18 protein-coding genes are annotated in these 24,099 nt (G+C 40.4%); 5 read left to right on the top strand and 13 right to left on the bottom strand.

Features of this window, described 5'->3' with window-relative positions; all coding sequences use genetic code 11:
• Positions 1 to 730: 730 nt before the first annotated feature.
• The 8 genes from ACWF5P_RS14965 to ACWF5P_RS14930 form a co-directional block, all read right to left on the bottom strand.
• Positions 731 to 2,011: a M20 family metallopeptidase gene (locus tag ACWF5P_RS14965; RefSeq protein ID WP_452445019.1), complete on the bottom strand. Its 1,281-nt coding sequence runs from the start codon at positions 2,009 to 2,011 to the stop codon at positions 731 to 733.
• A 712-nt stretch (positions 2,012 to 2,723) separates the two neighbouring features.
• The gene (gene galE / locus ACWF5P_RS14960) at positions 2,724 to 3,695 is read right to left on the bottom strand and encodes a UDP-glucose 4-epimerase GalE (protein WP_434168491.1); all 972 of its coding nucleotides are present in this window, start codon (positions 3,693 to 3,695) and stop codon (positions 2,724 to 2,726) included.
• A gap of 97 nt (positions 3,696 to 3,792) precedes the next feature.
• The gene (locus ACWF5P_RS14955; RefSeq protein ID WP_452445018.1) at positions 3,793 to 7,395 is read right to left on the bottom strand and encodes a CDP-glycerol glycerophosphotransferase family protein; all 3,603 of its coding nucleotides are present in this window, start codon (positions 7,393 to 7,395) and stop codon (positions 3,793 to 3,795) included.
• A gap of 156 nt (positions 7,396 to 7,551) precedes the next feature.
• A complete protein-coding gene (gene galU, locus ACWF5P_RS14950; RefSeq protein WP_101224801.1) occupies positions 7,552 to 8,439 on the bottom strand; it encodes a UTP--glucose-1-phosphate uridylyltransferase GalU in 888 nt (295 codons plus the stop codon).
• Between the two features lie 267 nt (positions 8,440 to 8,706).
• A complete protein-coding gene (locus ACWF5P_RS14945; protein ID WP_452445017.1) occupies positions 8,707 to 10,449 on the bottom strand; it encodes a phospho-sugar mutase in 1,743 nt (580 codons plus the stop codon).
• A 205-nt stretch (positions 10,450 to 10,654) separates the two neighbouring features.
• Positions 10,655 to 11,296 carry an NAD(P)-dependent oxidoreductase gene (locus ACWF5P_RS14940; protein WP_260356576.1) on the bottom strand — a complete coding sequence of 214 codons (642 nt, stop codon included), beginning with the start codon at positions 11,294 to 11,296 and terminating at the stop codon, positions 10,655 to 10,657.
• 264 nt (positions 11,297 to 11,560) lie between these two features.
• Complete coding sequence (locus tag ACWF5P_RS14935; protein WP_434168488.1) at positions 11,561 to 11,971, bottom strand: disulfide oxidoreductase; 411 nt, start codon at positions 11,969 to 11,971, stop codon at positions 11,561 to 11,563.
• Between the two features lie 2 nt (positions 11,972 to 11,973).
• Positions 11,974 to 12,663 (bottom strand): DsbA family protein, encoded by a 690-nt coding sequence (locus ACWF5P_RS14930; RefSeq protein WP_230177788.1) that lies wholly within the window; start codon positions 12,661 to 12,663, stop codon positions 11,974 to 11,976.
• A gap of 313 nt (positions 12,664 to 12,976) precedes the next feature.
• On the opposite strand from ACWF5P_RS14930, the gene ACWF5P_RS14925 reads away from it, so the two are divergent.
• On the top strand, positions 12,977 to 13,411 hold the full coding sequence (locus ACWF5P_RS14925; RefSeq protein ID WP_434168486.1) for an Rrf2 family transcriptional regulator: 435 nt from the start codon (positions 12,977 to 12,979) through the stop codon (positions 13,409 to 13,411).
• Between the two features lie 43 nt (positions 13,412 to 13,454).
• On the opposite strand, the gene ACWF5P_RS14920 is transcribed toward ACWF5P_RS14925, so the two are convergent.
• Positions 13,455 to 16,547 (bottom strand): SH3 domain-containing protein, encoded by a 3,093-nt coding sequence (locus ACWF5P_RS14920; protein WP_452445015.1) that lies wholly within the window; start codon positions 16,545 to 16,547, stop codon positions 13,455 to 13,457.
• 586 nt (positions 16,548 to 17,133) lie between these two features.
• Here ACWF5P_RS14920 and ACWF5P_RS14915 point away from each other — a divergent pair.
• The 4 genes from ACWF5P_RS14915 to ACWF5P_RS14900 all read left to right on the top strand — a co-directional run bounded on the left by ACWF5P_RS14915 (position 17,134) and on the right by ACWF5P_RS14900 (position 19,137).
• The gene (locus ACWF5P_RS14915) at positions 17,134 to 17,739 is read left to right on the top strand and encodes a protein kinase family protein (protein ID WP_101224808.1); all 606 of its coding nucleotides are present in this window, start codon (positions 17,134 to 17,136) and stop codon (positions 17,737 to 17,739) included.
• 34 nt (positions 17,740 to 17,773) lie between these two features.
• Positions 17,774 to 18,217 (top strand): DUF6376 family protein, encoded by a 444-nt coding sequence (locus ACWF5P_RS14910; RefSeq protein ID WP_101224809.1) that lies wholly within the window; start codon positions 17,774 to 17,776, stop codon positions 18,215 to 18,217.
• A gap of 119 nt (positions 18,218 to 18,336) precedes the next feature.
• Positions 18,337 to 18,765 (top strand): SRPBCC family protein, encoded by a 429-nt coding sequence (locus ACWF5P_RS14905; RefSeq protein ID WP_101225029.1) that lies wholly within the window; start codon positions 18,337 to 18,339, stop codon positions 18,763 to 18,765.
• A complete protein-coding gene (locus ACWF5P_RS14900) occupies positions 18,766 to 19,137 on the top strand; it encodes a metalloregulator ArsR/SmtB family transcription factor (RefSeq protein ID WP_434168484.1) in 372 nt (123 codons plus the stop codon).
• A 46-nt stretch (positions 19,138 to 19,183) separates the two neighbouring features.
• Here ACWF5P_RS14900 and ACWF5P_RS14895 read toward each other — a convergent pair whose 3' ends face one another.
• The 4 genes from ACWF5P_RS14895 to ACWF5P_RS14880 form a co-directional block, all read right to left on the bottom strand.
• Entirely contained in the window at positions 19,184 to 22,033 is a 2,850-nt protein-coding gene (locus tag ACWF5P_RS14895) for a YhgE/Pip family protein (protein WP_434169601.1), read from the bottom strand.
• A 2-nt stretch (positions 22,034 to 22,035) separates the two neighbouring features.
• A complete protein-coding gene (locus ACWF5P_RS14890; protein ID WP_101224812.1) occupies positions 22,036 to 22,542 on the bottom strand; it encodes an Rrf2 family transcriptional regulator in 507 nt (168 codons plus the stop codon).
• 174 nt (positions 22,543 to 22,716) lie between these two features.
• Entirely contained in the window at positions 22,717 to 23,031 is a 315-nt protein-coding gene (locus tag ACWF5P_RS14885; RefSeq protein ID WP_434168483.1) for a thioredoxin domain-containing protein, read from the bottom strand.
• 151 nt (positions 23,032 to 23,182) lie between these two features.
• Positions 23,183 to 24,067 (bottom strand): alpha/beta fold hydrolase, encoded by an 885-nt coding sequence (locus tag ACWF5P_RS14880; protein WP_434168482.1) that lies wholly within the window; start codon positions 24,065 to 24,067, stop codon positions 23,183 to 23,185.
• Positions 24,068 to 24,099 lie beyond the last annotated feature (32 nt).

The raw sequence follows: 24,099 nt of genomic DNA, 5'->3' as shown, positions 1-24,099 counted from the left end.
AAGAAAAAATATTGGAAATAGACAGAAGACAAAGAAGAAAATAAAAAGTGGTGGAAGTTTTAGGATTAAACTTTCACCACTTTATTTATGGACAAATAAGAATCTCACTTGCAAGCTCCGATTTTATGAATCGCAGGCGAGGTTTGCGATATCTCTTCTTTTTAGCCGTCATTTGGAAAAACGACTCCTTTTTCATTTATATTTTTGGCCGTTTACTGGTTGCGAATATTTTATTAAATATTGTGTGACTTATTATATAAACCGGTATGATTAACAAATATATATAAACATTATGTGGCATATATTCAGTAAAATAGCGAATGAATATGATTAACCATATAATTAATACTAAATACTTTAATACAACTTTCATTTAACTATCTCCTTTTAGGAATTCGGTTAGTATATCAAACTTTGTATTATCGTCTAGAGGAAAATCGAGAAAAAAGGAATTCCCACTTTTCCCAAAAAGAAAAAAGCCTGAAGCGGTTTTTCTGCTCCAGGCTCTTTTTTTTATCTTTTGGTCTTCATGTAAATTTGAAACAAAGTTTGATCAAAACACGCTATTAATATATTTAGTTTAGCATTGAACTAAAGAATTAATACCAACGAGTATATAAATATTCCCACCAATAACCGCCACCATATACACCTTGAAAGAGAACCTTAACAGTAGCACGTGCAGTATACCCTCCATCATTAACCTGCAAAAAGTTTAGTGAAAATAGATTTAAAATGACCTAAGATATTTGACTGCCGTCTCAGCATATATCTCGGCAGATTCTACTAAGTTCTCCACTGAAACCCGCTCATCGTACCCATGGATAGTGTGTTCCAGCCCAGGACCGTAAAGGACGGTATCAATGCCATGGCGCCGGAAGTGACTGGCATCACTTGAACCAAGCAAAAGTACGCTGAAGGCGGGTTCCTCCATTCCAAGGACACTCTGGATTCCTAGTTCTATGGCCCTGACAATTGGACGATTCTCTAAGGTCCAGTTCGGGTTAGTACAGGGTACCATTGGCTCTACAACCGCACCTGGCGCTACAGCACTAACAAGATTCCTAGCGACATCAAGTACAAACTCGGGCTTCATACCGAATGGAACCCGGGTATCCACTTTAATGATACACTTGTCTGCGACGACGTTCACATTTGTTCCTCCCTGAATTACACCTGGATTGTAAGAGGGACGATAAAGTAACTGTGACAGTAAGGGATTTCCTAGACGCTGAGATAGGAGCCACTCAGTATTGTACAAAAGTTGACAAGGCTCTACCGGAGGCGTTGCCTTGAGCTCCCATAGCTTGGTTAGTGCATCGACCGCGGCTGCCCCTCTTCGTACGGCGGAGATTCCATAAAGCGGTTGTAGGCTGCCATGATCTGTCTGACCTGGTATGATCACCTGCATCCATGCCTTGCCCTTTTCACCGGCATTCGGATGGTGGGGGTCCGTTGGTTCACCAATCAGACAAGCATCACCCTTAATCAATCCTTGATCCAGGAGCGAGGCCACCTCAATGCCGCCAGTCTCTTCATCCGGAGAGGCAATAACTCCTAAGCTACCTTTCAAATTAAGAGTGGAGGCGAACTCCTGAAGTAGTCCAGCCACAAAAATCAGTGATGCCAAGCCTCCTTTCATATCGGAGGCTCCCCTACCCAAAAGCATACCTGCTCTGACTTCTCCTGAGAATGGATCGAAGGTCCAATCTGAACAATCGCCTGCAGGTACGACATCTGTATGTCCACAAAATAGGAGCCGTGGACCAGGTACCCTGGTTAAGGGAGCATCACAGACCACGGTAACCAGTGCATTTTCGCTACGGCGGTGCTCGGTAATCAAGAACCCTTTTGCTGCTAGGTATCGGCTAATATGGCGTCCCATTTCTGCTGACTGCTTCATAAACTCGGGCGATGGATTTTCAGTTGGAATTCGAATAAATGAAGCAGCAAGTTCGACTAATTCCTGTTGCCTTGACCTTATCAGCTGCCGGATTATTCTGGTACTCATATAAATACATCCCCTCCATGTCCAGTATTAGCTGCAGTATTTCTATACTATTCTATGTGCTGTTCCTAGATCATATTTCTGGGGTTCAAAGTGGGGAAACATTTGATACATGTTTTTTAAAGTCGCGTTCAATGCTATAGTTAAACTTAATGTGCCAAAGATATATAGGGGTAGCGTCCGGAAAATGTGCTTAACCTTGTAAATCCGCATTTTCCTGACGCTACCCTTATATAGTAAATATAAGATTATGTAGTGGTAATGCCTAACCCCCGTTATCTTAACAACAATTCTTTCAACTATTTAGCTAATTATGCTTGACTGGTTTTAGGGTTTTTGACTTGCTGAGGTGAAGCATTGAAACGGCTGGAAGGCAGTCTTATCCCCTATGCTCAGGAACCTTCTACCCGAAGGCGCTACTGTAAGTTTTAGAGGTTGCATCAAGCAACCGTCAAGCAGGCTCGATGGACAAGCTATCCCCCCTTAAAAACATTTGTGAGCTTACAAAGTTATATAGATATAGATATTAATACCAATGCTAATGCTAAACTTGTCTGTTTAATAACGATAATTAATTAAACAAACATAGAATCAAAAAGGGAGCGGATTTCTGAAATCAACTGCAACCTTTTTACAAATAAAAAAACTGCAGGCAAACTCGATTTTCTTCGAGTTTGCCTGCAGTCTGAAACGATTTTCGCGTCCCAAGGGACCATTAATTCATTTGAGATTTATGCCATTTCCACGCACTTTCAATGATTTCTTCCAAATCTATCGATGCTTTCCATCCAAGCTCTTCATATATCTTATTTGCCGAAGCAACCAGACGGGCTGGATCTCCAGGGCGACGTTCTGCATACTCTATGGTCGGTTTTACTCCTGTGACCTTTTCACAAGTGTCGATTACATCCTTAACCGAAAATCCTTTTCCATTCCCAAGATTGTAGGTGGCCGTATCCTTCTTCCCGGATAATAGGGCTTGAAGGGCGATTATATGAGCTTGTGCTAAATCCGTTACATGGATATAGTCACGAATGCAAGTGCCATCTTCTGTGTCATAGTCCGTTCCAAACACGGAAATCTTCTCACGTTGACCTAATAAATGCTGTAAAATAATAGGAATCAGGTGTGTTTCCGGATCATGACTTTCACCGATTTCTGCCGACGCATGTGCTCCAGCCGCATTAAAGTAACGCAAGACGACATAATGAATTCCATATGCATTTGCAAAGTCCCCTAAGATCTGCTCTACCATCAATTTCGAGCGGCCATATGGATTAATAGGATTGGTTGGCTGATCTTCATCTATCATATCAACATTTGGTATCCCGTACGTAGCTGCCGTTGATGAGAAAATGAAATTCTTAACATCATGCTTGAGCATGGTATTCAATAATGTAAGAGTTGCACCTACATTATTATCATAGTATTTATAGGGATCTTGAACAGACTCCCCAACCAAGCTATTAGCGGCAAAGTGCATAACAGCTTTAATGGGATACTTAAGGAATATTTCATTCAAAACTTCCTCGTCCCCTAAATTCCCTTCCACCAAGATGGCCTTCGAATCAACCAGCGAACGAAAACCGGTTGAGAGATTATCTAGAATGACTACCTCTTCAGTATTCACTAACTCTTTTACAAGATGACTTCCAATATATCCTGCACCGCCAACGACCAAAATCATATAGAATTTCTCCTTTTACTGTAAGCTTAAATGAATCATTGCCAAATCTCGCAACCTATATATGTAAGGCTCTACTAATTATAAAGAACCCATCATTTTATAAGCATTTATTGAAGGTTTCCATGGCCAATCCATTATATTGGGTGTAATCAAACTTCGCTAGTTCAGGATTATCATTATTTACCATAGTAGATAAGCCCTTTTCCAGTCCATCTATGCTATTTTCGACAAGTAAACCATATTTACCGTTTTCCAAAACGGTTCGGTTAGCCACTATATCAGTAGCCATGATTTTCATTCCTAAAGTCATTGCTTCCAATAATACCATAGGCTGCCCTTCATAATGTGAGGAAAGAACGAAGCAGTCACATTTTTCCATGAACGAAAATGGATTTTCAAGCTGGCCTAAAAGATGAATGGAATGATTTAAGCCCAGCTCATCAATGATTGCCTGCAAATCTTCCTTTAAAGGTCCTTGTCCTAAAATATACAGTTTACTATTTTTGTTTTTTTCATGAAAGCCTGCGAATGCACGAATCAAATTATCTTGCCCTTTTTCTGGGGATAATCTTCCCATATTGACAAAGTTAAAATCATTTTTATCAGGATATGGAACGAATTGATCATTCACTTCCAATCCATGCACCTCTTGTACGATTAACGCCTGATTATCAATCCAACCAATAGATATCCCGTCCAATAATATATAGGAATAAGTACCAAGTTGAGTAACCGCTTCTTTATCGAATTCCACGATCCGGCCATTAAAGGTTGGTCCATTTTCCAAGACCATGGCATCTTGCAGCCCATAAGGCTTATCCCAAATATGGTAATCGCCTAAGTTAATTTCGGCAGTGCCGCGCACTTCCCGTTCTTTTAACAGGATTGGCTCTTCTATGATTTCGAATGCCCCCGTATTTAACCAGCCTATTCTCTTATTATCGATTTCGAAAAGGTAATAGCCGCCTTTGTTGGTTCTGTTATACTTTACGATTCTGACGATTTGCCCTTCAAAATCGATTGCCTTGCTCACTCTTTTAGCCTTGTAGTTCGGATATGCCTTCGTCCAGATTGTATGGTCTTCCGGGTTAGTTATTTTACCATACTTCTGATTACCGGTGTTTATTTCCTTCAGCGTTCTATTCTCAATCTTATCAATGAACTTTTTATTGTTTTTATAGTTTCTGGATATTATATACTTTCTTTTCATCATGATTTGCAGCTTGTCATTAAAGCTCATATCTTCATTGATTGTACAATGTTCAAGCATGGATAAAGCAGAATTATCTATCCAGCCTATTATCTTGTTTTTTACAGATATTCTGCTATAAATCGAATGCTGGGTTTTTGCTTCCCTATCGACTTTTACAATGATTCCTTTAAAATCATGACTGCCGGAAACTTTGTACGTTCCTTCGACTTTATACGGCAAGGACCAAATATAGTTCGATCGAGGTCTTACTAACCTTGCAATTTTATCCACTTCTTTTTCATAAATGATGCTGTCTGGCAACAGCTCCACAGCTTCTTCACTAATCCAGCCTATTATTTGATTGTCATGACTGAATTTGTAAAATGTCTTTTGATCAGCATGGGCTTTTCTCGAAATGACGATTTCAGCACCTTCAAATCGTTCTTCCAGTGGAAATTGGATTGAATTCGGGATTCCAGGAAGGGTATTCCAAACTTGATTATCCTTGACATCGGTTAATATCGCCCTTGCTTTGAAGTTTTCTGTGATCATTGCCTTTTCATCATGCTCGATAGCTTCAGATTCATTTGACTCGATTTGAAGGATTTTATCCGGGTTGATAGAATTCATTACATAATCAAATTTATCGAAGTCTGCATACTCCAATAGATTCTTTCGGTTTAATTCCATCGTTCCCTTAGAAACACTTACTAGCTTATCAAATCGATTGTATACCGAAAAAATCCCTCTTAGATTGATACGGTGAGGTCTTTTTCCATTAATGATGCGCTCACTATCAGAAAGCAAATCATTGTGCATATAACAAACTTTCTTTTTTGCATCTGCCGCCAGCAGATATTTAGCCCAATAATGACTATAACCGCTAAAATCGATAACAAAATCAAACTTTGTTTTACCGAATAAACGTGCATGCTCCCTAATATAAGCATTTTCCGGGTAAAGCTTCTTCCCTAAGAAACCTCTTTCCCCTCTGTTATGGATGAATTTGTCTTTGTAGACTTCCAAAAATTTATACACAGGCAAGCCAGGTTTGAATAGAAAACGCACATTCTTATTGACCTTGCCCATATTTTTCAAAACCTCGTACGAGTGAGGGGTGGCAGTAAAACAGCTGACATCATATTTATCATAATCAATATTATTCATTAAGTTAAGGAATGAGGATGTAATTCCGTTATCCCTCAATCCGCCCGGATAAATCAATATTTTTTCCTTTGCGGAATCCAGCCCGGTAATTGTATTTAGTTGTTTCGTAGACTTATTGAAAATATTATTGACTATTCTTTCTGTTACTTTTCCATCCTCATGGTTCGTGAATTTCCCCTGCATTTTTTTATATTTATCGGAATATCTCAATTCCACATTTTTAATATCTTTAATGGCTAGTGCCAGTTCTTTTGAGTTAAAAAGCAGCGGTCCCGGAAGTTCGTCATTTTGGAGATATTGTCCCCTTTGCTCTGCATAAACGTCCGTGTCCCATGTGTAAAATAGAATTGGCTTATCGGTAACAAGGTAATCAAAGAATATGCTGGAATAATCCGTGATAAGCAAATCAACTGCAGCAAGCAATTCATTTGTATCCACATAGTCAGGTATTAGCACATCCTTGATTTCCGAATGCTTGGCCGCTTCTTTATATAGAAATGGATGCACCTTAATAAATAGGTTATATTGTTCACCGATTTGACTTTGTAAATAGTTAATATCCGCAATGATTTGAAGAAGATCGTTATCCACTTTGGCAAGGTTCGTCCCCTTCCAAGTCGGGGCATATAAAATATTTTCTTTAGCATCACTGATTTTCAAACCTAGAGTCCTTAGATAATCCTTATACTCACCTGGATTCGTATTCAGCGTCAAATCGATCCTCGGATATCCTTCTTCTATAATTTCACCTTTATACAATCCATTTAACTTATAGCTATGTGTAAATATGTTGGTAGTATGGGCATTAGGGCTCAAAATGAAATCTGCACTCAAAAAGTTCCTGACAACGTTTTGAGAGACCGAAGGATTACCCGGTATATCAAAGCCCATATTCTTAAGGGGCGTTCCATGCCAGGTATTGATGTAAATTTGATCGCTTTTAGGGATGAAGAAAGACTGGAATGTGGAGTTATTGATTAAATACTCACTTGTTGCCAACCATTTTAAATATTCCTTTGAATTACGCTGAACGAATTGAACATTCGGCATATCCTTATACTTTGCCATTACACCTGAGAGGACGCTGAAATCCTGGATGGACCATATGTGCATAAAATCTTGATAGCCTTGATTTTCCAGCATATATTTAAACATCGCGTACGGACTGTCAGTCATACTGTTTCCATCACGACTCTCATATAGAATCGTGTTTTTTTGCACGCTTAATGTCTCATAATACTTTGCATATCTATTTACGCGCTTATGATTTTCCTTTAATAGAAAATTAGCGATAGGTTGTTTAAGGAAATCGACTTTTCTTTTTATTACCTTCTTATTCACTAAATAGGCATCCCCTTTTATGGATTTATATTCACCATTCAAAATTATGTTTGCCTTTCATTAACCAAAAATAACAACTATGAATGATCAATAGTTGGAGATTTTCTAAAGATGATTACTACATTAAATTAAAAGATTATGAATGGCAGTAAGAGTCTATTTGTCCACTGCCTTATGCATTTCGAGGATATTTTCCATTACTTTTATGATGTCGTCTCTTAAATCGGGACGTTGCAGGGCAAATTCAATTGTCGTTTTCACAAAGCCATCGACAACACCGACATCATAGCGTTTTCCTTCAAAATCGTAAGCGAAGACCTTTTGGATTTCATTCAGTTTTTGGATGGCATCCGTTAACTGGATTTCACCGCCGGCCCCTGTTTCCTGCTTGGCCAGGAAATCGAATATTTCCGGAGTCAGTATGTATCTTCCCATGATGGCTAGATTGGATGGTGCCGTTCCTTGTTTTGGTTTTTCGACGAAACGGTTCACTTCGTATCTTCTGCCTTCTTGCGTAAGCGGGTCAATGATGCCATATCTATGCGTTTCGCTCTCATTTACCGGCTGCACCCCAATGATGGACGAACCTGTCGCATCATATTCGTTGATTAATTGGCGTAGAGAAGGAACATCGCTTTCAACGATATCATCGCCTAAAAGGACGGCAAATGGCTCATCACCAATAAAGTTACGTGCACACCATACAGCATGTCCGAGGCCTCTCGGTTCTTTTTGCCTAATGTAATGGATATTAGCTAAATTGGATGGGTATCGCACCTTCTCCAATAAATCGAATTTCCCTTTTTCACTCAAGTTATTCTCTAGTTCGTAAGCATTATCAAAATGATCTTCTATTGCTCGTTTATTCTTTCCAGTGACAATGATTATATCTTCGATTCCCGCTTTCACGGCTTCTTCTATAATATATTGTATAGTTGGTTTATCGACTATTGGCAGCATTTCTTTAGGCATAGCCTTCGTTGCGGGCAAGAATCTAGTGCCTAGTCCCGCTGCAGGTATAATGGCCTTTTTAACTTTTTTCATTCTTTGTAACTCCTTCATATTAAGATAAATCTACAAAAAACCCCATTTTTTTCTGAATCATCCTTTTCATAGTAACATAGACTCGTTTTTTGTAAATATCTTAACAGAAAAATTCCTTCTTTTGTAAACGCATCCATAAATTAAACTTCCAAGTAATGCAATAGCCCGCTTTTTTCTTGAAAAAAATAAGGCCTTTACCTGATATTTCAGGAAAAGGCCTCATTTTTCTTATTTATATGACTGATAGGTCCAAGGGCTTAGGATTATTTATTTAGCACCATTGATCATACCATGAATATTTTCCATGAAAGCATTCATGACCTGCTTCAATTTCAACTTGGCTTCTTCCATCGTTTCACTTTGGATCCCAAAATAGAATTTGATTTTAGGTTCTGTACCAGATGGCCGCAAGCATACCCATGTGCCATCCTCAAGGAAGTACTTAATTACATTTGATTTAGGTAAATCAATTACTTCTTCCTTATTTGTGCCCACCGTCAGCTTCACACCGCTTTGATAATCCTCCTGGATCGTTACAGCTTTTCCGGCAATTTGCTTTGGAGGAGCCTCACGGAACTGATTCAGTATCCCTTGAATCTGCCCGGCGCCTTCAATCCCCTTTAAGGTCAATGACTGAAGTCCCTCCAGATAATACCCGTACTTTTCAAAGATGGTAAGCAATCCTTCATATAGATCCATGCCCTGTTTTTTATAGTGGGCACAAACCTCCACCGCAAGAATGGCCGCTTGGATCGCATCTTTATCACGGGCAAAATCCTTGATTAAATAGCCATAACTTTCTTCATATCCGAATAAGAACGTGTGCTTGCCGCTATCCTCATATTCATTGATCTTTTCAGCGATGAATTTAAAACCCGTTAATACATCAACGGTCCCTAAACCATATTCCTTAGCGATTCTGCGCCCAATTTCAGAAGTTACTATCGTTTTTAAGACAACTCCATTGGAAGGTAAAGTGCCTTTCGCTTTCTTTTCTTTTAAAAGATAATCCAATATTAGTGCACCTGTTTGATTACCTGTAAGCACCACATATTCGCCATCTTTATTTTTAACTGCGATACCGAGTCTATCTGCATCCGGATCTGTTGCGATCAAAAGGTCTGCAGATACTTCATTTCCTAATTCAATGGCCATTTCAAAAGCTGCATGCTCTTCCGGGTTCGGGGATTGAACTGTCGAAAAATTGGGATCAGGCAATTCCTGCTCTTTTACAACGTGTACCTTGTCGTATCCCAAATCTTGTAAAGCACGTCTGACAGACTTATTTGCCGTGCCATGAAGCGGTGTGAATACAACTGTCACATCCACTTCTTCACTTAAATCTTTGTTTTCGGGCACAGTAAGCAATTTATCATTATAAGCGGTATCGATTTCCTCTCCGACAATCTCAATGAGGCCTTGCGCTTTCAATGTCTCTTCATCTTTTACCGAAATGGCAAGTTCGTTTTCAATCGCATTCACGAATTCTATCACTACATCAGCCGTTGCCGGAGGAAGCTGTGCACCATCTGGCCCGTACACTTTATAGCCATTATATTCAGGGGGATTATGACTTGCTGTAATAACGATCCCAGCATAGGCATTCAGTTCACGAACGGCAAAGGATAACTCCGGCGTTGGCCTCAACTCATCGAATAGATAAGCCTTGATTCCTTCTGTAGCCAGGGTTTTGGCTGCTTCCAAGGCAAATTCAGGCGATTTAAAACGTGAATCGTAGGCAATCGCGACACCTCTGCGTTTTGCTTCATCACCCATCGATTGCAGATAATGGGCTAATCCCAATGTTGCTTTACGGACTGTATATAGATTCATCCGATTCGTACCTGCCCCAATTTCCCCGCGCATACCGCCTGTGCCGAATTCCAAGTTCTTATAAAACGCATCTTCTATATTCTTTTCATCATCTTGCATCTCGTTAAGTAATGATTTCATTTCATTATCAAGGGCTTCGAAGTTCACCCATGAGTCGTAAGAACATTTCCAATTCATCTTCTAATAGTCCTTCTTTCTTTGTTGGGAATTCTAAATGTTTCTACTAAAATCTAACAATAAAAATTAATAAAAAAAAGCCTCTATAGGACTTTATCGCTATATTATCTGCAAAAAATGGACATCAGTCAATATTTTTGGCAAAAATTTGTTATACATAATAGAAAAAAAATGGACGTCACCATAAGGGGCGACGTCCACTTAATTATTCAGCTTCGGCAACAACGGTAAAGCGTTGGTTGATGTGCTTTGGAATTTCAATTTCATCAAGTACTGCAAGGGCAAAATCAGCATAACTTACATAGCTTTCACCCTTTGAATTTACAAGAAGGTTATCTTTCCCCAGTTTATAACCACCTGTTCTATTTCCTTGTGGATCAAAGAAGGCGGAAGGACTGATAAACGTCCATTGGATGCCAGTCGCATTTTGCAGATCTCCAAGGTTCTTGGATTGATTAAAGGCTGTTGCAAAGTATTCTTTAGGGAACTCAGGCGTATCCAGTACACGGATCGTTTTTGCCTCGTCAACGAAAAGGCTTCCAGCTCCGCCAACAACGATCAGTCTAGTTTGAGGCGCCCCTTTCATTGCGTCAATCAGGATTTTTCCTGCATCGACATGCAGATGTTCCTTCCCCGGAGCAGCGCCAAAGGCATTCACAACCACATCGAATTCTTTAAGATCCTCTGCTTTCAGATCGAATACGTCTTTTTCCAGTACGGATGATCCTTGGATTTGGACTTTGGCTTCATCCCTTACAATAGCCGTAACTTCATGTCCCCTAGTCAATGCTTCGTTTAAAATCAGACTTCCAGCTTTTCCGCTCGCACCAATAATAGCGATTTTCATATTAAATTCCTCCTATATATTGTTATAGAAACTTTAATTGTAACTAAATTGATTACATGTAATAATATAAGTTACAGGTTGCATCTTGTCAACATTTTTATTTTGGGGAGTTTCGGAGATATATTGGAGTTTTCGTCGATATATTGCAAGTTTCGGAGATATATCCAGTTTTTAGCTGATATAATTCAATTTTCGATGATATAACCGGATTTTCGTCGATATATATAAAAAAAGCACCATTCCTTTTAGAATGGTGCGCTTAAATTACATGCTTTTTTTCTTTTTCATTAGCAGTGCCATGCAGATTGTGATGAGCGTAAAAGCGATAAAGGCCAAAAACGGGATCGTGATGAATCCTAGCCAATTTATATACTCACCTGAGCAGGGAACACCGCTTTGGCACATTTCGAAATGCTGTAGTGCTGGAATTTTTTGCAGACTATAGTGATACCCTGACACCACCATGCCCAAAATCGATAATGGGAGGATGTATCGATAGATTTTCAGGTCCTGTTCATAAAAGGCCCGGCCCAATAAGATAACGAGCGGGTACATCAGAATCCTTTGATACCAACAAAAGGTGCAGGGTACATAATGGAGAATCTCACTAAAGTAGAGACTTCCGGCAGTGGCGATGATGGATAGGATCCAAGAAAATAATAGTGGCTTGTTCATCACTATTTCTCCTTCGCTGCATCATCAACCATTTTCACTAAATCATCGATTGTATTTCCTTCAAATTTCTTGCCATTGACAAATAAGGAAGGAGTTCCAGTAACGCCCAATTCGTCGGCCATCTCCATATCCTTGTTCCATCGGTCCTCGGACTTTTCGGCTTTAAAAGAGGTAACGACCTTTTTCACATCTTTGTCATTTGCAATTTCTTTCAATGTTTCTTCTAAGAACTTGTCCGTAAACACATCTTCCTTTTCATATTTCAGGTCAGCTGGCTGTTTATCGAACAAAAGTTCATGAAATTTCCAAAAGGTCTCATTTCCTAATTCCTGATAAACACTTTCCGCGAATTTAGCGGATCTGGTTGAATCGACGTTAATGAACGAATAATTCATGAAATAAAATTGCGCTTTTCCTGTATCAATCAATTCACTTTGTATAGAAGGAAAGAATTGCTCCTCGAATGTCTTACAGACTGGACATTTATAATCCCCAAATTCCACAATTTGCACAGGAGCCGATTTCTCTCCCAAATAAGGCTGTGCTTTATAATCGATTTCATTAACGGCAGTATCTTCGTCCTTCCCATTTGCCAAAAATATAAAGCCAATAATGATTACAGCGATTAACCCGATGATCCAAAACGTGAATGCAGAAGATTGTTTTTGATTACCCTTTTTTTTATTAGCCATCATATACCTCCATCACTTGTAGTTGTGTCATATTCATTATCCAGCCATAGCGGCAGATTTCAAGTTCCCCCTTCCTGCACCTTTCACCTGTAACTGATTCATTTACACGTTATAATATAAGTTTCACCATGCTGGTTTGTCAATTACACATACCTTTTATTTTTGCCTTTGCAGAAACGGCGTGACTTGACAAGGAAACGGTTAATGGATAAATATTATTCTTGCAGGCCATTATAACTTGTAACCACTTGAATTACATGTTAAATAATTTATACTATATAAGAATAGAGATTTTAAAGGAGAGAAAAAAGAGATGTCCATCAGTACCCGCTTTTCCGTAGGAATCCATATATTATCTCTTTTAGAAATAAACAAAGAAGGCGTTAACACTTCTGATTTTATAGCAAAAAGTGTAAACACCAACCCAGCCTTAATCAGAAAAATCACCGGCATGCTGAAGAATGCTGGTTTAGTGAATGTTCGGCCGGGTATCGCCGGAGCGACGTTGGCCAAGGAATTATCGGATATCACTTTGCTCGATGTTTATCAAGCTGTCAACGTTGTCTCCGATAAAGAATTATTTGGAATCCATGAAAATCCTAATCCAGCATGCACTGTTGGAAGAAATATACAAGATGCAATAGAGCCTATCTTTTCAGTTGCTGAACTTGCCTTGGAAAAGGCATTGGGAGTGGTGACGATCGAGGATGTCGTCAAGGGTATTCTGGAAAAGGATAAAACTAATTAGCAAAAAAACACATGAGTCGGACTCATGTGTTTTTTCCTGCTTTCTATTTATACTTAGGAACTTCAATCGTCAATTTATAGGAATCTAGTAAACTATACAAATTATAAATCTGTTTCACTTGTTTTGTTGCCCAGCCAATATCAGTGGCATACTGGTGTGAAGCATATCCATATTTCTCTGCAGCTGTAGGATTCCATCTCATTTTGTAAAGCGTGTCCTGTCCAGCGGAGATATATCCTTTGGCGATGAATTCGGCACCGCCGATGATGGCCGCTTCTGGAGTGAACCAGCCTGCATTATAGGCGTATTGAGCGCCGCTGCTTAGTGCCGTTCCGTCAAATGCTCCCACTCCATACATATTATAGACCGTTTTCCCGTTCACCTTTACGCCAGTCGCTAACGGTGATGTGCCATTCCCGGTCTCCAGCAAAGCATGTGATATCAGGTAGATTTCATTGACCCCATATTTTTCACCTGCCGCAGTGAAGGTTGCAGCTTGGCCTTGTAAAATCCCTTTGCCTGAAAGGATTCGATTATTCACTTCTGAAACGTTCATGTTGGTGACTTGGGAAAGCTTGACGAATTGGAATGAATTGACTGGATCATTCACAAAGTTATTTGGGTTAAGATTATATTCTATATCTTCCGGACTGGCATTTACCCATGTCTTGTTATAGTCCACCTCATACCAATAGTACCCATCAGAGCCCTTTACTTTCGATTTAATATTCAATGATTGATTATTGCTGACAGGACCGACTACCCAATAATTAGAACCAGCTCCGCCCCTGACACGCCATCCGGTTCCTTTTACCGTACCTTTGGATGAACTGATCAAAGTTAATCCATCTTCACGTATGTAGGTTTTATACTTTTTATCCGTTTGACCATTTACGGCCATTTGAATTTCAACCATCTTTTCCATCGTAAGGTTATACTCTTTATCAATCCTGATTATCGATCCATTCGAACTACCCGGACCTTCCGGTGCTTTGGCCGTTAAATATTGCGTACTGACATACCCGGTTTTTCCATTGGCCGTGACTCTTGACCAGCCATTAGACTCTGAATAAACCGTTACGGCCGTATTGTTTACAAGCTTGGCTATAATTGAAGCCGTAGCTGATGCAGCAGACCGCATATTCAGACTGGAGCCATCATTCACATTTACATATTTAACTGACGTGTTTCCTTCTTCGTCTGGATTCAACCCCGGTAAATGACCAGGCTTAGTTGCTGATAGATATTGCGTATTGACATAGCCCTCTCCGCCATACGCTTTAATTTTTGACCAGCCATTTGATTCCGAGATGACATCTACCTCTACTCCTCTTGCCAATTTCACAATGACGGAAGCACTTTCTGATGGCTTATTCCGCATATTCAGTGAACCCGTGCTGACATTTACATATTTCGTTGTCGTTTTTTCAGGTATGGATGGTTTGGATTCCGTTCCAGGCTTTGTCGTCGAAAGATAGTTAGTACTGACATACCCATCCTTCCCATTTGCCTTGATTTTCGCCCAACCTTTTGATTCCGAATACACCGTCACTTCAGTTCCTCTTGAGAGCTTTGCGACTATGCTCGCACTTTCCGAACCGCTTTTTCTCATATTGAGTGTTCCAGAGCTTACGTTTACATATTTCGTCGTCGTTTTTTCAGGTGTTACGGTCGTACCTGGTTTTGTTGTCGATAGATATTTGGCACTGACATGGCCGTCTTTTCCATTGGCTTTGACTTTGGCCCAACCTTTGGATTCCGAATATACCGTCACTTTCGTTCCTTTTGAAAGCCTCGCGACTAAGCTGGCGCTTTCCGAACCGCTTTTTCTCATATTGAGCGTTCCAGAGGTTACGTTTACATATTTTGTCGTCGTTTTTTCAGGTGCGACGGCCGTTGATCCCGATCCTGGCTTTGCAGCAGATAGATATTTGGTATTGACATATCCGTCCTTTCCATTGGCTTTGACTTTCGCCCAGCCATTGGATTCCGAATATACCGTCACTTTCGTTCCTTTTGAAAGTATTGCGACTATGCTTGCGGTAGCTTTCCCACTTTTTCGCATATTGAGTGAACCCGTGCTCACATTCACATATTTCGTCGTCGTTTTAGCAGGTGTGGCTGCCGTTGATCCCGATCCTGGCTTTGTAGCAGACAGATACTTGGTGCTGACATATCCGTCCTTTCCATTGGCTTTGATTTTCGCCCAGCCATTGGATTCCGAATATACCGTCACTTTCGTTCCTTTTGAAAGTATTGCGACTATGCTTGCGGTAGCTTTTCCACTTTTCCGCATATTAAGTGAGCCCGTGCTCACATTCACATATTTCGTTGTCGTTTTAACCGTTGCCGCAGCTTTGGTTACCGTTCCGGGCTTCGTTGCCGATAGATACTTGGTACTGACATATCCTTCTTTTCCATTGGCTTTGATTTTCGCCCAGTCTTTCGATTCCGAATACACCGTTACCTGTGTTCCTCTTGTCAGCTTCGCGACTAGGCCGGCACTATCCCTACCGCTTTTTCGCATATTTAGTGAACCTGTGCTCACATTCACATATTTCGTTGTCGTTTTAACGGTTGCCGCAGCTTTGGTTACCGTTCCAGGCTTCGTTGTCGATAGATACTTGGCACTGACATAACCTTCTTTTCCATTGGATTTGATCTTTGCCCAGCCTTTGGATTCCGAATACACCGTCACCTGTGTGCCCCTTGTCAGCTTCGTGATTATGCTGGCACTATCACTGCCGCTTTTTCGCATATTTAGTGAACCTGTGCTCACATTCACATACTTCGATGTCGTTTTAATGGTTATTGCAGTTTTCGATAAAGTCTCCGGCTTTTTTGCCGATAAATACTTGGTACTGACATATCCTTCTTTCCCATTGGCTTTGATCTTCGCCCAGCCTTTCGATTCCGCATACACCGTTACCTGTGTGCCATTTGCCAGCTTTGCAACTATGCTTGCACCTTCCGCCCCGGTTTTTCTCATATTGAGCGATCCGGAATTTACCTGTACAAACATGACGTCTTCAATATTGGCCTGTTCCGCATGTAGTGGAGCTGCAGATATTTTTTCTTCGAAAGCAACTGTCGACAACACTGCAAAACAGAAAGTTGGTATAATTAATTTCTTCATCTCATTCTCCCTACTAAAGAATTATTTTTTTAACATTTATTTAAATATCGGTTAAAATTAGTATAATAATATAGGTAAATATGCTTATTCATTTAAAATATATCATATTCCTTTAGATCTACAGGGAGATAAACTGGATTGTAACATAATAGTAAACTATTAGACATTTAAGTAATTTAATAGAAATATTCGCAACGAAACTTACGCGACAGGCAAATGATGGATATAAAGTATATTGATATAATTACTAATCACTCAAATAAATAAGGATGAGACGAGCATCTTTCTGCCTAAATCGAATATATATATAGGGTAAGCATCGATCTTATATTTGACGGATCGATGCAATAACCTATATAATTACTGTATATAACTTATAAGAATCCTTCTGTTAAGGGGAGTAGCTATTCAATAAAGTCGTCAGTACAGGATTGAATCCTCGGCTTTATTGGCAACTGATTTTAGTTGTTTGCAAGACCTTGCCGATTATTTGGTGAGGTCTTTTAATTTTTAAAAGACGGTATAACCACTAATCGGTTATACCGTCTTTTTTGATTCGAAAAATCGCACAATAGAGGTGAAAAGTATGCAGAACTATAATGAATTAGCTCAAAGCGTTAAGATTTCCGATGATAAAAAGCATATATTGCTTGATGCCGACCCATCTTTATCACTGATCGGAAAAGGCCGAAGCGCATATGTATTCCGAATACATTCCACCAATAAGGCACTAAAAGTGTTTTTCCCGGATCATACACACACAGCTAAAGTTGAAGCTGAAATATACAAAACCGTCCAATCCATCGAATACTATCCAACCCTATATGATGCGGGGGTAAATTACCTGGTTATAGATCACATTGAAGGCAATACTCTTTTTGAATGTTTAACATTGGGAATCCCGATAACGGAAGAAAACATTGCGGAGATAGACCATGCCCTGCAATTGGCAAGGAAAGAAGGATTGAATCCTTCGGATATCCATTTACGAAACATCTTCATCACTTCTGAAAAAAAGGTGAAGATCATTGACGTTGCAAGGTTTAAGCAAGTGAAATCCTGCAATCAGTGGCACGACTTGAAAAGTGCATTTCACCTTTTCTATTCGAAGTCATTTTTTCCAAAGAAGATCCCCAGCTTCATACTGAATTCCATTGCAGCGATTTATAAAAAGAGATTTCTGCCCATCTGATCCTTACTATAAAAAAATCACATTGGAGGCACATATGAAAAAAATAATGACCATTGCCCTACTGTCCATCCTTACATTAAGCGGATGCTCAGCTTTAGAAGAAGTCAATTCATCATTGGAGTATGCAGATAATGCGACGGAATATGTAAATACCGTTAAGGATTTTTCCAATGAGGTGCCCGCATTGTCACAGGACGCCGTCACGAATGACGAAGCAAGAGCAAATCTTGAAAAAGAATTGGAATTGATGAAAACGGAGATTGAAGAATTCAATGCAACCGAACCACCAAAAATAGCTGAAGGCATCCATGAAAAGATCGTCAGCTCAAATCAACAGCTTTCAGATGGCATTGAATTATATCTGAATAATATTGAGAATGGCCAAATTGATCCTAAAGCATTGGAAGATTCAGAGATAATGAAATCAATCGATAATATAACAGGATTGGCAAAACAAATTGAAGAGTTGGGAAATTAAACATTCTTCAATGAATAAAAAGAGATCGCTTGAAACAAATTATTGACATGAAACCAAAAGGTTTTATATAATCGACAAAGCAAAACCAATTGGTTTCATATTTTCACTTAAAAAGGAGAATCAGTATGGAAAATACATTACAGGATATCAAGAAGACGATTATTCTTGAAGCACCTATCCAAAAAGTTTGGGATACAGTTTCAACTGCAGAGGGCATAGCTTCATGGTTCATGCCAAATGATTTTCAACCAAAAGTGGGACATGAATTCCATATGCAATCACCCTTCGGTCCATCTCCTTGTAAGGTAATGGAGTTAGATGCCCCTTATCGCCTTTCATTCAGTTGGGATACGGACGGTTGGTTCATTTCATTCATTTTAAAAGAACTGGACGGCAAAACGGAGTTCACCCTTATTCATGGCGGTTGGAAAGAGCCTGAAACGATTCTTCCGAAACCGAACGAAAAAAGCTCAGTAATTCGCGATAGAATGAATCATGGCTGGGAACAGATCGTTAATCAAAAACTTAAAAAGGTTGTTGAGGGCTAAGTGTCTGCAACAGAAAAACATGATGTATTTCAGGCTATCGCCGACCCGACCCGCCGAAAGGTCCTGCAGTTGCTTGCTGAAGGGGATTTACCCATTTCAGAAATCACTTCTCACTTTTCCATGAGCCGTACGGCGATTGCCAAGCATCTTCATATCCTTTCTGAAGCTGAATTGGTCAGTGGCCGGAAGGTAGGAAGAGAGAAACGCTTTCGACTTCAGCCAGAACCTTTAGCAGAATTGAAACAGTGGCTTTCATTTTACGATCAATTCTGGGATAACAAATTATCCATCCTTAAACATGTGATTGAAAATTCAGGGGAAAATGGATTGAAAGTCATCGAAAAAGAAAAGGAAAAGGATAAACCATCATAATGAAGAAAACCCCCGGCGCATTGCACTGGGGGTTTTCTTCATTTGTTTATGCATCCATCTCAATATTGTGTACTTTGCGCTTCTTGATGACCATCGTCAGCAATAGCAGCAGATTAAAGACAATGATGCATCCAGTAAGGAACACTATACTAGTTGTCAATGCATCCGCTCCAAGGCTCGTACTCATCGCCTGACGGAAGCCCATGACAGAGTATGTCATCGGTATGAACGGGTGAACATGACTGAAGAAGTTATTGGTCAGTTCCACAGGGAACATCCCTCCGCTTGCACCTAGCTGTAGTACAAGGAATATCATCGCCAATAAACGACCTGGATTTCCAAACCCTACGGTCAAGAAGGTAACGATGAACATGAAGGTAAGGGAAGTCAGTATGGAAACCCCAATGAATTGCCCCATATTCTCGACCTGTAAATCCATTCCCCAAATCATGATCGCATCCAACACTAATGCAGAAAGCGTCGCTTGGATGAATAGGACCGTAAATTTACTGAACCACCATGCAAATCCTGATGTAGGCCTAGTAGAAGGCAAGCCTGTCGGGAATCCCATATTGAAGGCAATAGCTCCAACAAATAACCCAAGAGACAATACATAAGGAGCCAGTGCATGACCATAATTCGGCACGTCACTGCTTTTTTGTTCTTTAACCTGTGTCGGTTCAGCAATCATGCTGTAATTATCATCGGTTGTTTTATTTTCACTTATTTCTTCTGCACCATCACTGAGTTTTTCCGAAAGCTCGACCGTTCCATCTTTAAGTGAGGAGATTCCATCACCCAATTTACCGGAACCTTCAGCAAGTGCTGATGAACCTTCATTGATCTTACCTGCGCCATCAGCAAGCTGGATGACTCCATTGCTCAAAGTAGGCAGATTGCTTGCCAATTGTTCAGTGCCTTTAACAAGTGCTGATGAGCCCTCGTTCAATGCCGCTGAGTTGGCATCCAGTTGATTGGCCCCATTAGCAAGTTTGCTTGCCCCTTCGCCAACTTGGCTAACACCAAATGCGTACTTCTCAAGACCACTTCCAAAGGAGGATGACCCTACTTGCAGTTGTGAAACTCCATCAACCAATTGACCAGATCCCTCAGTTAGTTTTGAAAGGCCATTATTTAACGAGGAACCGCCTTGAGCTAACTGGTTGATCCCCTTCACTAATTCTGGTGTCTGTTCATTTAAACTTTGTGTTGCCGCCGTTAATTGATTGCTTCCTTCAACAGCTTCATTCATGCCGCCATTTAATTGGGTCGCACCAGGAATCAATTGTTCTTCCAGCGCATTCCTTATTGCCGTATATCCGCTTAACGCAGAAACGGCGTTTGGATTGACTTTATTCACCGCATTATTTAAATTGGCCACTTGTTCCGGAAGCTGGCCCAATCCATTCAATACAGGCATTACTTTATCCTTTAATTGCATTGATAAGTCGGATACACTTGCAGCAAGAGTCGCTGCGATTTGTTTTTGTGCTTCCGCCTGGCTTTGAAGTTCATTTTGAACCGCTCCGATTAATTCGGATTGTTGCTCACTGGTCATGCTTTTGAAGGCTTCCGTGTTTTGAACGGCATTGATCGTGCTCTGGCCATTATTTGCAATCGTTGATTGAAGTTCCGTCAACGCCGCTTGACTGTTATTGAGGTCTTCGGTAATGCGGGATACGGTACCGGACGCGCTGCTTCCTGCGGGAACCGCTTCTTGCAATTGATTAACACCGCTTTGAATGCTTGTCAGTCCTTGCTTAAGCTGATTCAGCTTTTCTTCTGCGGGTAATTGGCCATCCATTTTTTTCAGGCCGTCATTTAACGCCTGGCCTCCTTCTGCCAGTTTATTGATTCCCTCATTTAAACTCTGCTGACCTGCTGCCAATTTTGGAATTCCAGTCGATTGGTCTGTCAGCTGGCTTGCATTTTGTGATAATTGATTCAACCCATCATTCAAATTCGCACTGCCTGTTTGCGCTTGTGCCAATCCAGTATTTAAAGTTTGCGCTCCTGGAACCACTTTGGCCAGCCCAGTGGACAGTTGGGAAGAACCTTGTATAAGTGCTTCACTATTATTAGTTAATTCCCCTGTGCCTGATGCGAGTTCGTCCGCACCCTTTTGCAACTCACCGACACCGGAAGTGTATTGTGAAATTCCCTTATTTAATTCCGACGCGCCACTTTCAAGCTTATTGGCTCCTTCCAAAAACTCGCCAACGCCAACTTGAAGTTTATTCGCTCCATCTTTAAAGGTTAATGTGCTGGAAGCTAATTTATTCAGATTTTCTGTCACTTCTTTGTTTCCATCATGCAGTTTTTCAGCACCATCATCCAGTTTTGATGCCCCATCTGCTGCATCGCCGAATCCTTCTCCGATTTCATCCAGTTGTGAGAAGATCGCTTCCGCATATTCTTTTGTGACACTTTCGGCAATTTCCGTTTTCAAATTATTCGTTGCCTGTTTTCCGACCGTTTCAGAAACGAAACTGCGTCCAGGATTCACGTCATACGTTAAATTCATTTTTTTGGGCTTATCATCCATGACGGTTGAAGCATTTTTTGAAAAGTCTTCCGGAATGGTAACGACCATATAATATGTACCATCATCGAATCCTTTTTTCGCCGCTTTTTCCGTTACGAAATGCCATTCCAAATCATCATTGTCCTTTAATTGCTCGATTAGCTCATTACCGACTGTTAAGGTTTTCCCCTCATATTCCGCCTTCACATCCTTATTCACGACCGCAACAGGTAATTTGCCTGTATTCCCGTATGGATTCCAGGCAGAACTAAGGAATAACCCCCCATAAATAATCGGAACGAACAGTAAAACGATTGCCACACCGACCAGTTTTCGATTTGTAAGGAAAAGCTTCCATTCTTGTTTAAGCATGTTCACTTCTTTTCACCTTTCTTTTCACGCAGTACATCACTCAATGACGCGGTATTCCAATTAAGAGTCGGTATGTCCGTGGTGCCAAAGCTTTCTTTAAGCAAATCCGCCACTGTCTGACTGGAAAAGAACTCTATTAAAAGTTGATCCGCCCGAGAAAACATCCGACGAAGGACATCCATTCCCTTCTCTGCATACTCTCCATCTTTAAACGCTTTTTCTATAAGTCCTGTATCCGGAAACATCGAAATGGGACCTTCCATCGCCTCAATTATTTCAAGGTTTTTAATCTTATCTACGCTTTTGGCAAGAGTAAGGCCGCCGTTATTACCAGGAACGGAAGTGATTATCTGCTTTACGACCAATTTCCTTATGATTTTTTTCAAATAAGAAGGAGACACCTCTAATCGCCTGCTGATCTCATTAGACGAAAGCGGAATATTTTTATCCTGGGTAGAGAGTATTACGATGATGCATATAGCTTGCTCTACCCCTTTTGTTAATTGCAAATCAGTTCACCTCTTTCATTATGTATGTGGATATTTGATATCCATAATGGATATTCGGTATCTATAATTAAAACCCGTTTCACCTTAGAAATCAAGTCATTTATAGAAAAAATTTCTAAAAAAAGATGAACCCCTCATTACAGCTCCATGCGGGGTTCACCTTTTCAAGATCTTTTATAGGTCATTTAGAAATTCATTGACCGCTTCTGGAGTTTTAGCATTTGCACTGTGCAGGTGCGCAACCTTTTCCCCATTTTTAAATACTAATAGTGATGGAATTCCCATTACCGTTTGCTCTTCAGAAATCTCAGGGAACTCGTCACGATCGATCGTAAACCACTGTTTGTCTTGATGTTCTTGAGTGATTTCACCAATGAACATGTCTAAACGTTTGCAGTCCGGGCACCATGTAGTCGTAAAAATCCCGACCGTCAGTCCCTCTTGGTTGATTTGTTCACGATATTCTTGTTCTGTATTGATATTTTTCATGATCGTCTCCTCCGGGGCTTTTCTTATCATCATACTTTAATCCATGAATTAATGTACTCAAGGATTAATATATAATTAATTCCTTCACAGCACAAACGGTTTATCCTAAAAGTATCTAACTCTTGCCGGGTTATGCTTTGCGCGATGCCCCTTATTCTTGGAGTCCAAACCTCTCGTTTATGAAAGAAGAAATCCTCGAAATGAATTCCCAATTTTCATCAATGAAAAGATAGTGACAGCTTTTTTCAAAAATGATCAATTCACTGCCAGGAATCTTTTCAGCGATGAGAATCGATGCCTCTACAGGAGTGATCCAATCGTGACGGCCTCCTGCCACTAATGTTGGACACTCTATTTGATTCAACTGGTCCACTAAGTCAAATGTTTTTAAAAATTTGACCCCTTCATTAGCCGCTTCCAAATTAAAATTCGATTTCTTCTTTCTCATTATCTCTTTTTCCGCTTCAGATCTTACTTTTCCCCTTGATGAATAAAAATAGAGCGGTTCCATGACTATACTGAATTCAGCCATTTGCTGTTTTTCCATAGTCCCCTCAAATAGAAGTCTTGCCATCCTTCTTTGATCATCCGTCCCGGTTTCCTCTATTTTCACCAACGCCTCTTCTCCGAAAATATGGCTTGGCGATGTTGCGATCAGAAGAAGGGCAACCACACTGTCCGGGTAGCGAATGGCGTACTTTTGTGCAACCATCCCCCCGTAAGAATGTCCCGATACAATAACCTTTCCCAACCCTAAATAGTTTCGGAGCGCTTCTAAATCCTCCACGTTATTCTCCAGAGTATATGTGGATTGCGGACCGCCCTCAGACCGTCCACAACCGCGCTGATCTATGTAAATCAACTGCATCGATTCCGAAAGCGGCGTCAGGAACGGTTTAAACCCAATGTGCTCGCCCCCAGGTCCGCCATGAATGACGAAACAGACTGGCTTCTTTCTCCATGAATCCCCTTCAGGCACTAATTCTGCCCCTTCCACATCGAAATATATTTTTATTCCGTTAATCTTTGCAAACATCAAGTCCCTCCTCTTTCTATTAAAATCCAAAT

This window comes from Peribacillus sp. NPDC055009 (assembly GCF_053608705.1).
The sequence above is the reverse complement of the archived record's forward strand: the minus strand, read 5'-3'. Positions and strand labels throughout refer to the sequence as shown.